Origin of the sequence: Hydrogenophaga sp., from assembly GCF_051860785.1 — a bacterium.
GTDB lineage: Bacteria > Pseudomonadota > Gammaproteobacteria > Burkholderiales > Burkholderiaceae_C > Hydrogenophaga.
In genome coordinates this window covers 71660-86031 of the sequence record NZ_JBIMLB010000009.1, presented here as the reverse complement: position 1 = coordinate 86031, position 14372 = coordinate 71660, and the positions used below count along the sequence as shown (strand labels likewise).

The window sequence follows — 14372 nt, the reverse complement described above, 5'->3', positions numbered from 1 at the left end:
AGGACACCGCATGATCCCCGGCGAACTCTTCACCGACGCGGGCGAACACGCGCTCAACCCCGGCCGCCGCACCCTCACCCTGGTGGTGAAGAACACGGCAGACCGCCCCATCCAGGTCGGTTCTCACTACCACTTTGCCGAGACCAACGGCGCGCTGGACTTCGACCGCACAGCCGCACGCGGCATGCGCCTGAACATCGCCTCCGGCACCGCCGTGCGCTTCGAGCCTGGCCAGCAACGCACCATTGAACTCGTGGCCTACGTGGGCGACCGCACTGTGTACGGCTTTCGCGGCCTGGTCCAGGGCGCGCTGGACTGAGCAACCGCCCGGCGGTACTGACTCAGTAGGAAATGGTGGTCCGGGTCACCACCGGCTGCCCGGGCGAGGCCAGCACGTAGAAGCCTGGCAGGCCACTGGTGCCGAAACGCGACGCGGGGTTGCGCACGAACACCGAGTCGGTCAGGTTCATGAAGCCCGAGAGGCCTACGAAGAAGACCGCGCTGCCCCCTTCGATCGCCGAGTTGTCGCTCACGACGCTGCCATTGATGGAGAGGGTGTACGCACCACCATCGTTGTAGATGGCTCCTCCGCTGCCGCCGCCCGGCGTTCCCGGCTGCGCAGGATTGGCACCGTTGCCCACGGCTGTGTTGTGGGTGAACAGGCTGTTGTAGATGCTGTACGAAACGCCGATGCTGCCCAGCGCACCTCCGTTGGAGCAGCTGTTGCCCAGGCCGGCACCGCCACCGAACGTACTTTTCACCACATATACCGGCCGGTCCTGGTACATGTCGAGCACTCGGACGGCGCCGCCGCTCACGTCCGGTCCGGTCGGATCGCAACGGTTGTTGGTGAAGACGCTGTTGACGATCTTGAACTGACCGCCTCGCACGAAGATGGCACCGCCACCCCCGCCTTCAGCTGTTTCCCCAGTGGAGTTGCCATTGGCAAAGCGCATGTTCTGCACCGTGAGCCGGGGCGTCTCCTGGTCGTTGCAGTTCGGTGTGGTCCAGACCTGAGCGGGATCGCAGGTGTTCTGATAGAGGATGCGCCGGACACCACCGCCACTCAGCGTGACAAGACCCTGGCCGTCCAGGGTCACATCGGGCCGGTTGTTGAACACCTTGGCCGTGGCTCCCAGGGTGATGGTCACCGGATCGGGTCCACAGTTGAAACGGATCTTGCCACCGAGTGCCACCGCGTTCACCACAGCCTGCCCGGTGCAACTGGCGGGAGTGCCCGTGCCAACCACCTGATCGGGCTGGCTGGTGTCCACGGGCTGACCTGCCGCCGGCACGGATACCTGACCACCCGAGGTCCCGGGCGTGCCCGGTGCACCGGGTGTCACCACCGTGCCGGGCGCACCGGTCGAGCCATCAGCGTCTCCCCCGCCGCCACCGCAGGCCGCGAGGCCCATCACCGCAAGAAGAACGGCGCTGGTGCGCAAGGAGAAAGGCAAACGGAATGCGGGATCATGCATGGTTCTGGCGGTATTGGAAGAGAGGGAATTCCGGCGTCTCACCCAGGCTGCGGTGGACAATGGCTGGCACGATCTGTGCTGAAGTCGAGCGATCAGATCGTAGGCGAAGTCAGCGCCGACATCCGTTAGGCATTGATGCAACGTGCAACGTTGTGTGTATGGGGTTTACACATCGTGCGACGAAGCAGCAACACATGCCGACACCATCGCAAGGCAAAAAAATCCATGAGCACCATTTCCCGCAGCGCCTATGCCGACATGTTCGGTCCCACCGTGGGCGACCGCCTTCGCCTGGCCGACACCGGCCTCATGATCGAAATCGAGAAAGATTTCACGCTCAACGCGGGAGGCTACGGCGAGGAAGTGAAGTTCGGTGGCGGCAAGACCATCCGCGACGGCATGGCGCAGAGCCAGCGCACGCGCGCGGAAGGCACGGTGGACACGGTCATGACCAACGCGGTCATCGTCGACCACTGGGGCATCGTCAAGGCCGACATCGGCCTCAAGGGCGGACGCATCGTCGCCATCGGCAAGGCCGGCAACCCAGACACCATGCCCGGCGTGGACATCGTCATTGGTCCCGGCACCGAAGTCATCAGTTGCGAGGGCCACATCGTCACAGCCGGTGGCATCGACAGCCACATCCATTTCATCTGCCCCCAGCAGGTGGACGAAGCTCTCACGTCGGGCATCACCACCATGCTGGGTGGCGGCACCGGCCCGGCCACCGGCACCTTTGCCACCACCTGCACGCCCGGCCCCTGGCACATCGAACGGATGCTGCAGGCGGCCGACGGTCTGCCGATGAACCTGGGTTTCCTGGGCAAAGGCAACGCCAGCCTGCCGGCCGCGCTGCACGAACAGATCGGCGCCGGTGTGATCGGTCTCAAGCTGCACGAAGACTGGGGAACCACGCCTGCGGCCATCGACAACTGCCTGGCCGTGGCCGAGGAGGCCGATGTGCAGGTCGCCATCCACAGCGACACGCTCAACGAATCGGGCTTCGTGGAGAACACCATCGCGGCCACCAAAGGCCGCACGCTGTGCGCCTTCCACACCGAAGGCGCGGGCGGTGGCCACGCACCCGACATCCTGCGCGTGGTGGGGGAGGCCAACTTCCTGCCCTCCTCCACCAATCCCACCATGCCCTACACGGTCAACACGCTCGACGAGCATGTGGACATGCTGATGGTGTGCCACCACCTCGATGCGGGCATTGCCGAAGACCTGGCCTTCGCCGAAAGTCGCATCCGCCGCGAGACGATCGCGGCCGAGGACATCCTGCACGACATGGGCGCCATCAGCATGATGAGCAGCGACAGCCAGGCCATGGGGCGCGTGGGCGAGGTGATCATCCGAACCTGGCAGGCGGCCGACAAGATGAAGAGCCAGCGCGGCACGCTGCCCGAGGACAACGCGCGCAACGACAACTTCCGCGTCAGGCGCTACATCGCCAAGTACACGATCAATCCCGCCATCGCACACGGCATTTCGCATGTGGTCGGCTCGCTGGAAGTGGGCAAATGGGCCGACCTGGTGGTCTGGAAGCCGGCCTTCTTCGGCGTGAAACCCACCATCGTGATCAAGGGCGGCAGCATCGCGCTGGCCGCCATGGGCGACCCCAACGCGTCCATTCCCACCCCCCAGCCGGTGCACTACCGGCCCATGTTCGGCAGCTACGGCGGTGCGCTGGCCAAGAGCAGCCTCACCTTCGTTTCGCAGGCCGGGCTCTCGGCCGGCGTGGGCGAGCGCTTCGGGCTGCACAAGCCTCTGATGGCCGTGCAGAACTGCCGCGGTGTCACCAAGGCGCACATGGTGCACAACAGCCTGCTGCCGAAGATGGAGATTGATCCGCAGACCTACGCGGTGCGTGCCGACGGCCAGTTGCTCACCTGCGAGCCCGCCAGTGTGCTGCCCATGGCGCAGCGCTATTTCCTCTTCTGATGCCCTAGATCAGGCCCTAGATGTTGCAAGTCTCCAAGTTGATCCCCAAAGGCAAAGGCCTGGCGCCCAGTCTGGTGCAGCGCGCCGCCCAACTCGTGCTGGACTGGGATGTGCGGCAGAAGAGCCGCTTTGACGCCACCGCGTCCGACGAGCGCCACGTGGGCGTGTTCCTGCCTCGCGGCACCGTGGTGCGCGGTGGCGACGTGCTGCTCACACAGGATGGCTCGTTGCTGCGCGTGGTGGCCGCGCCGCAGCCGGTGCTGCGCATCACCGCCTGCCCCGACCACCCCGCGCATGAGCAAGCCTTCGACCTCATGCGGGCGGCCTACCACCTGGGCAACCGGCATGTGCCGATCGAATTGCAGCCGGATCACCTCAAGATCGAACCCGATCACGTGCTGGCCGACATGCTGCGCGCCATGCACCTCACCGTGGCGGAGGCGCGCGAACCCTTCGAACCCGAAGGCGGCGCCTACGGAGCCCAGGGCACGAATCAAGGCCATGGCCACCACCACGGCCACAGCCACGCCCCACACTCGCACGGACATGACCACGGCTGAGCCGAGCGAGTCGGCGCGCTCCGCGGCGGGATTGCTTCAGATTCTCTGGCTGGCCTCGCCGGCTTTGCCGGTGGGTGGATTCTCTTACTCGGAAGGCCTGGAAGCCGCCGTGGACGCCGGCCTGGTGAAGGACGAAGGAACTGCAGCGGAATGGCTCTGCGACCAATTGCATCTGGGCCTGGCGCGCGCCGACCTGGCGGTGGTGGCCCAGGCCATCCCAGCCTGGCGTCGCAACGACCTCGCCCGCATCCACGAACTCAACCAATGGATGCTGCACACCCGCGAGACGCTCGAGTTCCGTCTGCAAAGCGAGCAGATGGGACGCTCGCTGCTGGAATGGGCACGACAGCTCGGTGAACTGGGCGCAGGCGTGTTCGAGCTGTTGCAGGCCGCGCGACTCGACCCACCCACCTACCCCGTGGCCTGCGCGTGCGCCGCCGCGCGCGCCGATGTGAGCGTGCGCGACAGCCTGCTGGGCTACGCCTTCGGCTGGACGGAAAACATGGTGCAGGCCGCCATCAAGTCGGTGCCGCTGGGACAGAGTGCCGGCCAGCGCATGCTGGCCCGCATGGCGCAGCAGATCCCCGATGCCGTGGACCACGCACTCGCCTTGCCAGACGAACGCCGCCAGGCCTTCACGCCCCAGCTGGCCATTCTTTCCGCGCGCCACGAAACGCAGTACTCTCGCCTTTTCCGCTCGTGACAACAACAAGGAGACATCGATGAATGCTCTGCACCACATTGCCCACCGCACCAAATCCCTGCCACCGCTGCGCGTGGGCATCGGTGGCCCGGTGGGTTCGGGCAAGACCACACTGCTGGAAATGCTGTGCAAGGCGATGCGGGAACGCTACGACCTGGTCGCCATCACCAACGACATCTACACCAAGGAAGACCAGCGCCTGCTGACCGTGAGCGGCGCGCTGCCGGCCGAGCGCATCATGGGCGTGGAGACCGGCGGCTGTCCGCACACCGCCATTCGCGAAGACGCCTCGATCAACCTCGAGGCCATCGACCGCATGCTCGAGCAGTTTCCCAACGCCGACGTGGTGTTCATCGAATCCGGCGGCGACAACCTGGCCGCCACCTTCAGCCCCGAGCTCTCCGACCTCACCATCTACGTGATCGACGTAGCAGCCGGCGAGAAGATTCCGCGCAAGGGCGGCCCCGGCATCACCAAGAGCGACCTCTTCGTCATCAACAAGATCGACCTCGCGCCACACGTGGGCGCCGACCTGGAGGTGATGAAGACCGATACCTCGCGCATGCGCCCGGACAGCACACGCCGTCCTTGGGTCATGACCAACCTCAAGACGCTCTCTGGTGTGGAGGAAGTGGTGAAGTTCATTGAAACGCGCGGCATGCTGCGAGAGGCTGCTCCCGCACTCGTCTGAGGCGCGCAAGCTAGAATCGCGGGCATTGCTTTCGCACCTGGAGACGTGGGTGAGTGGTTTAAACCAGCAGTCTTGAAAACTGCCGACGGGCAACCGTCCGTGAGTTCGAATCTCACCGTCTCCGCCACGTCGGGCTCACGCTGGCCCAGCATTTCGCAACTGCCCACCCAACGTCTCCCTCCGCGGGCCACGCTCACCGCAATGGATTGCGCGTCTCTGTTGCAAGACCTCGTGTCGTGACATCCGGCCGGACGGGCTGACGCCACGCGCGGCCTGTATGCCATCCACAAGTGATAGACCAATCTCCGATGGTTGGGCCGTCAACTCCCTCATCGTGATCTGACCTTGCGACAAGGCAGCACACGCATCAATCAAGAGTGAGATTTCTCACAGTGAGGGGTGGAGATACCCATCGAAATCAGACGTTCAAGGCGAAAATCCATTTTCTTCATGACGGGGGTAAATCGTGAAGATGCCGACTGATTAGGGAATCCAGACCACTTTATCCAACCATTACGGCCTTCAAGTCCAATTAATTAGTCAATGCCGACTTGATCGCATATCATGACCAAATCCATGGCTCCAACATCCCAACCTGATACGGTTCTCCCCATACAATATCTCCGGGGAATAGCAGCGATGATGGTGGTCTATCACCATACAAGAGGACAGATTCCCGCATTTGAAGGTTATCTACCCGGCTCTTTTGGCACAGCTGGAGTGGATATTTTTTTTGTGATCAGCGGCTTCATCATGTATGTCACAACGGCTGGCACCACCATTGGCGCTGGTGAATTCATGATGCGTCGAATCATACGGGTCGCCCCCTTGTACTGGCTTCTCACCAGTCTGATGTGCCTGATCTGGATTGCTGCCCCCAGCCTCTTCAAGACACTGATCCTCACGCCTCAAACATTCGTTCAAAGCCTTCTATTCATTCCCCATTACTCTCTTTCTTTTCCAGACAACATCTTTCCGCTATTGGTCCCCGGTTGGACGCTGAATTTCGAGATGTTCTTCTATGCCATCTTTGCTTTGACACTATTGCTTCCCAAGAATTTACGACTTGAGTCGTTGGTGCTGGTGCTGGTGGGACTGGTAATCTGGGGAATCGTCAGCAGTCCGTTTGATTCCGCCCTATTGGTCACTTACACCAGCCCGATCTTGCTTGAATTTGCGACTGGCGTACTTCTGGGCAAGCTCTGGCTCGATCGTCAGAACGGTATTTTTTCAATCGCCTGGGGAATTGCAATCTTCATATCGGGCTGGGCATTCTTGATATTCAACAGCATGTCCTCTGCAAGCAAGTACCTTGACATTCTTGGAGCAACCCTCATTGTCGCCGGCTCACTCAATTCGGGATTCTTGCGCTGGAGAGTTCGCAGCTTGAAAGTTTTGGGGGATGCCACGTATGCCATTTATCTGAGCCACATATTTACCCTTGGAATACTCCGGATACTTTGGCCGCGCCTGTTTGAAACCAGTGGCAGTAGCCTGAACGCCATTGCCTTTGCTGTTGTGGCAATGGCGACTTGTTTGTGGGTTGGCATCCTGGTTTATGCTTATTTGGAAAACCCTCTAAGCCGTTACTTGAGGAAGGTCTATACCGGCAAGCGGCGGACTCTCGCGTCGACCTGATTTGGTATGCAAAATTCACAGCCACTGGCGGGCGCCAACCTAGTTGCTGCGGGAAGGCCACAGCGTCATGGAACATCAAAGATTTCCCAGCAATTGCAGCCCACCAGAGCTGCAAACTGAGAGCTCCCGAGATCCATGACCGCCCCAAATCACCCGCAATCATGCGGGTAGTGGAACTCCTTAGCGCCGGTTACTTTGAAGCGAGTTGATTGGCCTGCACGCCCGCCAGGCGGATCTGCTCGGCTTGGGCCGGAGTGGCAAACTTCATTTCTTCGCCAATCGACAGCAGGCCCAGGCGGCGGGCTTCGTCGGTTTCTGCGACCACCTGCGCGCGGGTTTTGCCGATCGCTTCGGTCTTCTGCACCGGGGTGATCTCGCCGTTGGCGATCAGGCCGGCGTTGCGGGCAGCAATGGCCTGACTGCGGACGTCGGCGTGGCTGGCTTGCGAGGTGAAGGAAAACACTTCGTTGCCCTGGATGGGACCTTCGGCGAAAGAAGCGCCGGCGGCAACGGTCAGGGCGATGGGCAGAAGAATGCGGGTGGAGAGTTTCATGATGGTTCCTTGTGAGAGGGTGGTTGGATCGGGTTTCTGCGCCGCGTTGTGTTCGGCACAGGAGAGACTGTAGAAACCGGGTCTTTCGTTTTCCGCACGCGAGAATTACCAATTCGTAATCCAGCAAAAACGGACCATCCGCGACAATTCAGCTTCGCGTAGCGTTCATGTGAACGCCGCTTCCTCCACCCTCCTGGGCCCCCTGAACATGCGTGTGCTGGTCATCGAAGACGAATCCAAGCTGGCGGACTACGTCAAGCGCGGTCTGTCCGAGGCCGGCTATACCGTGGACGTGGCGCGCGATGGCATTGAAGGGCGCTACCTCGCGCTGGAGGGCGACTACCAGTTGGTGGTGCTTGACATCATGCTGCCCGGCATCGACGGCTTTGGCGTGCTCGCCGCGCTGCGCGAGAAGCGCGGCACACCGGTGCTGATGCTGACCGCGCGGGACCGCGTGGAGGACCGCGTGCAGGGACTGCAGGCCGGTGCCGACGACTACCTCGTCAAGCCCTTCGCATTCTCCGAACTGCTGGCGCGCGTGGCAGCCCTGTTGCGGCGCGGCCCCTCCGCCACCGAAGCGGCCAACACCCGCATGGCAGTGAGCGATCTGGAGATGGATCTGCTCAGTCGCAAGGCCTGGAGATCTGGCCAGCGGCTGGACCTCACCGCCAAGGAGTTCGCGCTGCTGGCGTTGCTGGCGCGGCGCAAGGGCCAGATTCTCTCGCGCACCACCATTGCAGAGCAGGTTTGGGACATGAACTTCGACTCCGACACCAATGTGGTGGAGGTGGCCGTGCGCCGCCTGCGATCGAAGATGGACGATCCGTTCAAACCCAAGCTGCTGCACAACGTGCGCGGCATGGGCTATGTGCTGGAGGAGCGTGCATGAACACCACCACGCTGGACACCTCAACCGTGCAGGGTGACAAGCCTGCCGTCGCGCCTTGCGCCTACTCCATCGGGCGGCGCCTTTCGCTGCTGCTGGCGATCCAGACCGTGATCGGACTGGGTGTTCTGCTGGCGATCATCTACGGCGCCACCACGATGCTGTTCGTGGCCAAGCACGAGGAAGAGCTGCGCAGCTACACGGCGGTGCTGGTCGACGTGGTGCGCGATGCAGAGGCGCAGGGCGGTGAAGCGGAGGTCAAGGCCAAACTCGCCTGGCTGGCCGAGCGGCGGCCGGGCACATTCGTGCAGATGCACCGCGCCGATGGCAGCGAGCTCTACCGCGACGCCGCGCCCACGTTCGATGTGACCGCGCCAGCCTCAAGGCCCATGGACTTCACCGTGCCGGTGACGGGCGGGACCGCGCTGGTGGGCAAGGTGGTGCTGGATTGCTCGCAGGACGCCAAGACGGCGCGGCGCATGGCCTTGCTGCTGGTCGGCTCGGTGCTGGCCGGGGCGGCCCTGGTCGGGTGGGGCACCTTCTGGCGCGTTCGCTGCAGCCTGCGGCCCTTGATCGATCTGGCCGGGCAGACCAAGGCCATCGACGCACGGCGTCTGGGCCAGCGCCTCACGCTGGCCGAGCCGGTGGAAGAGTTGCAGCCCCTGATCGACCAGTTCAACGGACTCATGACCCGGGTGGAGCGCACCTACGTACAGCTCGAAGGCTTCAACGCGGACGTGGCTCATGAATTGCGTACGCCGCTGGCCAACCTGATCGGCCAGACGGAGGTGGCGCTCAGCCGCGAACGCAGTGCGGCGGACCTGGAGGAAACGCTCCACTCCAACCTGGAAGAACTGCACCGCATGGCCGCCATCGTGAACGACATGCTGTTTCTGGCGCAGGCTGATCGTGGCATCAAAGCGCGGCGCGGTGCGCCGGTGAGCGTGGCGCAGCTGGTTGAGCAGGTGGTGGAATTCCACGAGGCCCCGCTGGAGGAAAAACACCTGAGCGTGGCCGTTCAGGGTGATGCCGAGGTCTCGCTGGATGAGCCTCTGGTCAAGCGCGCGTTGTCCAACTTGCTGGGCAACGCCATTCGTTACGCGGACAGGGGCACGAAGCTGGGCGTGCTTATCGCACGTGAATCGGGTGATTCCGTTCGACTGTGGGTGGAGAACGTGGGCCCGGCCATCGAGCCTGAACACCTGCCGCGCCTGTTCGATCGCTTCTTCCGCGCCGACACGTCGCGCTGTGAACTGGAAAAACCTCACCACGGGCTGGGCCTGTCCATCGTGGCGGCCATCGCGCGCATGCACGATGGTTTTCCGGCCGCCGAGTCGAGTGGCGGCACCACCCGGGTGGGCTTCAGCCTGCAGACTGGCTAAGGCAGGAAAAGCGCCTGCAGGTCGCTGAGGAAGTCGAAGCCGCGCTCCGTCGGCCACACGCGGCTTGCATCGCGTTCGATCAGGTCTTTCTGCAAGCCTTGCTGGAGTGCGGGCTCGATACTGGAGAGGGGAAGCCCGGTGCGATCCATGAAGCGCTGCAACTCAAAACCCTCTCGCAAACGCAGGGCGTTGAGCATGAACTCGAAGGGCAACTCGGCGCGTTTGACCTCTTCTGCACTCGCCACCGCATCACCCGCCAGCGCACGCTCCATGTACAGGCGCGGCTCGCGCACACGCACAGGCCGGGCCACGCGGTGCGCGAAGCTCAACTTGCCGTGCGCCCCTGCACCAATGCCCAGGTAGTCGCCGAACTGCCAGTAGTTCAGGTTGTGTGCACAGCGGTGGCCCTCACGCGCGTAGGCCGATACCTCGTAGCGCTGCAAACCGGCCTCTGCGGTGAGTTCGGTGATGCGATCCAGCATGGCCCAGGCCTCGTCCTCCGGCGGCAGCTTGGGCGGGTACTTGGCAAAGTAGGTATTGGGTTCCAGCGTGAGGTGGTAGACAGACAGGTGGGGCGGCGAGAACGCGAGCGCGGTGCGCACGTCCGTCTCCAGGTCGGCCAGCGTCTGCCCGGGCAGCGCGTACATGAGGTCGAGGTTGAAGGTGTCAAACGCCTGCGCTGCCTCTTCCACGGCGGCCAGCGCCTGCGCGCGATCATGCACACGGCCCAGTGCCTTGAGGTGAGCGTCGTTGAAGCTCTGCACGCCAATCGAAAGGCGCGTGACGCCCGCCTGGCGGAACGCGCGGAAGCGGTCTTTCTCGAAAGTGCCCGGATTGGCTTCGAGCGTGATCTCGGCGTCGGCGTCCAGACGAAGGCGCGCACGCACGTCACCGAGCAGGCGGTCGATCGCTTCGGGCGAAAAAAGGCTGGGCGTGCCACCGCCGATGAACACGCTGTGCACCGTGCGACCCCAGATCAGCGGCAGCGATGCCTCCAGATCGGCGCGCAGGGCGTCGAGGTAGCGCTGCTCCGGCATTCCCTCGCCCTCGGCGGCGGTGGCGCTCCACTCGTGCGAGTTGAAATCGCAATAGGGGCACTTCTTCAGGCACCAGGGCAGGTGGATGTAGAGCGAGAGAGGCGGCAGGCTTTGCAGCTGCAACGTACCCGGGCGCATCCAGTGGCGGACGTCGTTCGCGTGGGTCATGGCGTGTGAGCGGGCGCAAACCACTGTTCGCGCATCAAATCCAGCATGCGCTGCGCCGCACGGCCGCGGTGGCTGTTGGCGTTCTTTACCTCGGTGGGCAACTGCGCGAAGGTCTTGCCGAAGGCGGGGATGTACATCACCGGATCGAAACCGAAACCGCCCTCGCCCACGGGTTCATGCGTGATGATCCCGGGCGCGCGGCCGGTGGCCACCAGAGGCTCGGGATCGTCGGCGCTGCGCAGCGCCACCAGCGTGCTCACGAGCGCGGCGCGGCGATCGGACACACCGGCCATCTGCTCCAGCAGCGCGCGCACGTTGTGGTCGTCGCCCTTGGGGTAGCCGAACTGCGTGGCGTAGTAGGCGGTGTCCACGCCGGGCAGGCCACCAAAGGCATCCACGCACAAGCCCGCGTCGTCGGCCAGCGCGGGCAGGCCGCTCAGGCGCGCGGCATGGCGCGCCTTGGCCAGGGCGTTTTCCACGAAGGTGCGGTGCGGCTCGGGTGCCTCGGGAATGTCCAGGTCGGCCTGCCGCACGAGTTCGACGCCCAGCGGGGCGAACAGCGCTTGCAGTTCGGCCAACTTGCCCCGGTTGTTGGAGGCCAGCACCAGCTTCATGCCGGCTTCAGCTCCAGGGCGGCGCGCTGCAACTGCACCAGTTCACCAATGCCTTTTTCCGCCAGCGCCAGCAGGGCGTCCATCTCCTTGCGCGTGAAAGCCACGCCCTCGGCGGTGCCCTGCACTTCAACGAAATGGCCAGCGCCGGTCATCACCACATTCATGTCCGTGTCGCAAGCCGAGTCTTCCACGTACTCCAGATCGAGCAGTGGCATGCCCTGAAGGATGCCCACGGAGATCGCAGCCACGTGGTCCTTGATCGGGGAAGCCGCGATCGTGCCGCTGGCCAGCAGTTTCGACACCGCATCGTGCGCGGCCACGAAAGCCCCGGTGATGCTGGCCGTGCGCGTGCCACCGTCGGCCTGGATCACGTCGCAATCGAGCGAAATGGTGCGCTCGCCCAGCGCTTTCAGATCGAACACCGCGCGCATGGAGCGCCCGATGAGGCGCTGGATTTCCTGCGTGCGCCCGCTTTGTTTGCCCTTGGCGGCTTCGCGGTCGCTTCGCGTGTGAGTGGCGCGAGGAAGCATGCCGTATTCGGCCGTTACCCAGCCTTCGCCACTGCCGCGCTTGTGCGGCGGTACCCGCTCTTCCACAGAGGCGGTACACAGCACCTTCGTATGCCCGAACTCGATGAGCACTGAGCCTTCGGCGTGCATGGTGTAGTGGCGGGAGATGCGCACCGGGCGCAGGGCATCGGCGGCCCGCTGGCCGGGTCGAGAAAATTCGCTCATATGGAACCTACGTGCTATGCACTGCGGTGCGAGCTCGCTTGGGGCGGCCCGGCGCAGCGCTCATGGGAAAAACCTCAGGTGTTGCGCTCTGCCGTGCGGCGGATCGCGGCATTGATCTCGGCAATCGATTGTTCGATCGCCGCGTCGTCCATGTCCTCGATGGAGGGGTCGGGTACGCCCGACTGGATGGTGGACGCAAACACGCCGTCCTCGATGTCTTCGGTGGACACACGGGTGGCCTGGAATTCGTCGGCCGTCTCCCATTCCATGGCCAGCACGGTGACGTTGTCACAGCGCGGGCCACCGCGCTTGAGGGCCATTTCCACCAGTTCCGGCACCGCCTGCTCCAGTGGCCGCTTCGACAACTCGGAGGTGATCTCCTCGTCGCTCACCGTGCCCCATAGGCCATCGGAACACAGCAGTACACGGTCGCCCTGCTGCAGCAGCACGGGACCTGAGAGGTCGAACACGGGTTTGGCAGGCGAACCCAGGCAGGTGAACAGGATGTTGCGGTTGATGTGGTCGGTGGAGCGGCCCAGGTGTGCCTGCTGCTCCATGTAGGAATGATCGCGCGTGCGCGTCAGCATCTGGCCATGGCGCACGACGTACAGGCGCGAATCGCCGCAATGCACCCAGTGCACATGGCCACGCTCCATGACACCTGCCACCAGCGTGGTGCGCGGCGTGTCGAGCATGCCTTTTTCGGCAGCGTAACGAATGATCTGGTGGTGCGCGGCCATGAGCGCGCTGGAGAGAAACTCCGGCACTTCCTTGACCGTGGGATTGGCCGCCTTCTGGAAGTAGGCCGAGAAAGTCTGCAGGGCAAGCTGCGCCGCCATCGCACCCTCGGGGTGTCCACCCATGCCGTCGGCCAGCACGAACAAACCGGACTCGCGGGTGTAGGCATAGCCCATGCGATCTTCGTTTCGCTCCCGGCCCCCCTGGCGACTGATCTGGTAGACCGAGAACTTCATCGAAACTTCGTGCCCGCAGCGGTGGACTTGCGCATCGCCTTCTTGTTGTCGGAGACGATGTTGTCAAACTGCAAGCGCATCTTTTCCGCCACGGTCAGCTTGGTGTAGCTGCGCTCGGTCTCCCGGCTGAGCTCCTTCTGCAACGCGAAGACCGATTGCGGACGGGACAAGGGATCGAGCGACATGCACCATTCCACGACCTCGATGAGGTTGTCGGAGTACACGCCGCGCAGGCGGGAAAGTGCCAGCGAGAGGCGGTCTTTCTCCAACCGCTGGGGCGCATCGTTGGGCGGATAGCCCTGCATGCTGGCGTAGATGCAGGCGCCGATGGCGTAAATGTCGGTCCACGGCCCCATGGAGGAATCGCGGCGGTACATCTCGGGAGCGGCAAAGCCCGGCGTGTACATCGGGCGGATGAAATTGCCTTCCTTGCTGAGCACTTCGCGCGCGGCGCCGAAGTCGATCAGCACCGAGCGGTTGTCGTCGGTCACGAAGATGTTGGCTGGCTTGATGTCCAGGTGCAGCATCTTGTGCTGGTGCACGATGCGCAAGCCACGCAGCACTTCGTCGTACAGCGAGCGGATCGTCGACTCACGGAACACCTTCTGCTTCTTGAGTTCGCGCGCCGTGATGATGAATTCCTGCAGGGACGCACCCTCCAGGAAGTTCATGACCATGTAGACGGTCTCGTTCTCGCGGAAGAAGTTGAGCACGCTCACCACCGACTGGTGGGAGATCTGGGCCAGCGCACGGCCTTCTTCAAAGAAGCTCTTGAGGCCGAGGCGGTAAAGCGAGAGTTTTTCGGGCTGCACCTGCGGCAGCAGTTCGCCGGGCCCGCGTGAGGCCAGAGACGAAGGGAGGTATTCCTTGACGGCCACCTGCTGACCTTCGGTGTCCACGGCCAGGTACACCACGCCAAAACCACCCGCTGCGAGCTTGCGGACGATGCGGTAACCACCGATCACGGTATCGGGCGGCAGCGGTGCGGGTTTGACCTTTGACATAATTCG

General features: G+C 63.5%; 14 protein-coding genes, 1 tRNA gene and 1 pseudogene. 9 read left to right on the top strand and 7 right to left on the bottom strand.

Going from position 1 to position 14372, the window contains the following annotated elements; translation table 11 throughout:
• Positions 1–10: 10 nt before the first annotated feature.
• Positions 11–319: an urease subunit beta gene (locus ACTIF6_RS13650; protein WP_439588461.1), complete on the top strand. Its 309-nt coding sequence runs from the start codon at positions 11–13 to the stop codon at positions 317–319.
• Between the two features lie 22 nt (positions 320–341).
• Here ACTIF6_RS13650 and ACTIF6_RS13645 read toward each other — a convergent pair whose 3' ends face one another.
• Entirely contained in the window at positions 342–1478 is a 1137-nt protein-coding gene (locus tag ACTIF6_RS13645) for a hypothetical protein (RefSeq protein WP_439588460.1), read from the bottom strand.
• A 225-nt stretch (positions 1479–1703) separates the two neighbouring features.
• On the opposite strand from ACTIF6_RS13645, the gene ureC reads away from it, so the two are divergent.
• The 6 genes and pseudogenes from ureC to ACTIF6_RS13615 all read left to right on the top strand — a co-directional run bounded on the left by ureC (position 1704) and on the right by ACTIF6_RS13615 (position 7014).
• Entirely contained in the window at positions 1704–3422 is a 1719-nt protein-coding gene (ureC, locus tag ACTIF6_RS13640) for an urease subunit alpha (RefSeq protein ID WP_439588459.1), read from the top strand.
• 20 nt (positions 3423–3442) lie between these two features.
• Positions 3443–3976 (top strand): annotated as a pseudogene (ureE, locus tag ACTIF6_RS13635) (urease accessory protein UreE); the annotation flags it as partial.
• Positions 3969–4685, top strand: coding sequence for an urease accessory protein UreF (locus ACTIF6_RS13630; protein WP_439588557.1), 717 nt, complete (start codon positions 3969–3971; stop codon positions 4683–4685). The pseudogene ureE and the gene ACTIF6_RS13630, both read left to right, overlap by 8 nt.
• Positions 4686–4704: 19 nt before the next feature.
• Positions 4705–5376 carry an urease accessory protein UreG gene (gene ureG / locus ACTIF6_RS13625; protein WP_439588458.1) on the top strand — a complete coding sequence of 224 codons (672 nt, stop codon included), beginning with the start codon at positions 4705–4707 and terminating at the stop codon, positions 5374–5376.
• A gap of 39 nt (positions 5377–5415) precedes the next feature.
• Positions 5416–5503 (top strand) — tRNA-Ser (locus tag ACTIF6_RS13620).
• A 437-nt stretch (positions 5504–5940) separates the two neighbouring features.
• Positions 5941–7014, top strand: coding sequence for an acyltransferase family protein (locus ACTIF6_RS13615; protein ID WP_439588457.1), 1074 nt, complete (start codon positions 5941–5943; stop codon positions 7012–7014).
• A gap of 190 nt (positions 7015–7204) precedes the next feature.
• On the opposite strand, the gene ACTIF6_RS13610 is transcribed toward ACTIF6_RS13615, so the two are convergent.
• Complete coding sequence (locus ACTIF6_RS13610; RefSeq protein WP_439588456.1) at positions 7205–7567, bottom strand: DUF4148 domain-containing protein; 363 nt, start codon at positions 7565–7567, stop codon at positions 7205–7207.
• A gap of 208 nt (positions 7568–7775) precedes the next feature.
• Between ACTIF6_RS13610 and ACTIF6_RS13605 the strand changes: the two genes are divergently transcribed.
• Both ACTIF6_RS13605 and ACTIF6_RS13600 read left to right on the top strand, forming a co-directional pair.
• Entirely contained in the window at positions 7776–8456 is a 681-nt protein-coding gene (locus ACTIF6_RS13605) for a heavy metal response regulator transcription factor (RefSeq protein ID WP_439588556.1), read from the top strand.
• Complete coding sequence (locus ACTIF6_RS13600; RefSeq protein ID WP_439588455.1) at positions 8453–9835, top strand: heavy metal sensor histidine kinase; 1383 nt, start codon at positions 8453–8455, stop codon at positions 9833–9835. Before ACTIF6_RS13605 ends, ACTIF6_RS13600 begins: the two co-directional genes overlap by 4 nt.
• On the opposite strand, the gene hemW is transcribed toward ACTIF6_RS13600, so the two are convergent.
• From hemW to ACTIF6_RS13575, 5 genes are all read right to left on the bottom strand, one after another.
• On the bottom strand, positions 9832–11040 hold the full coding sequence (hemW, locus tag ACTIF6_RS13595; protein WP_439588454.1) for a radical SAM family heme chaperone HemW: 1209 nt from the start codon (positions 11038–11040) through the stop codon (positions 9832–9834). The genes ACTIF6_RS13600 and hemW overlap by 4 nt on opposite strands.
• On the bottom strand, positions 11037–11654 hold the full coding sequence (gene rdgB / locus ACTIF6_RS13590) for an RdgB/HAM1 family non-canonical purine NTP pyrophosphatase (RefSeq protein ID WP_439588453.1): 618 nt from the start codon (positions 11652–11654) through the stop codon (positions 11037–11039). The genes hemW and rdgB overlap by 4 nt, the downstream gene beginning before the upstream one ends.
• Entirely contained in the window at positions 11651–12388 is a 738-nt protein-coding gene (rph, locus tag ACTIF6_RS13585) for a ribonuclease PH (RefSeq protein ID WP_439588452.1), read from the bottom strand. The genes rdgB and rph overlap by 4 nt, the downstream gene beginning before the upstream one ends.
• Before the next feature lie 74 nt (positions 12389–12462).
• Complete coding sequence (locus tag ACTIF6_RS13580; protein ID WP_439588451.1) at positions 12463–13362, bottom strand: PP2C family protein-serine/threonine phosphatase; 900 nt, start codon at positions 13360–13362, stop codon at positions 12463–12465.
• On the bottom strand, positions 13359–14366 hold the full coding sequence (locus tag ACTIF6_RS13575; protein ID WP_086124691.1) for a serine/threonine protein kinase: 1008 nt from the start codon (positions 14364–14366) through the stop codon (positions 13359–13361). The genes ACTIF6_RS13580 and ACTIF6_RS13575 overlap by 4 nt, the downstream gene beginning before the upstream one ends.
• Positions 14367–14372 lie beyond the last annotated feature (6 nt).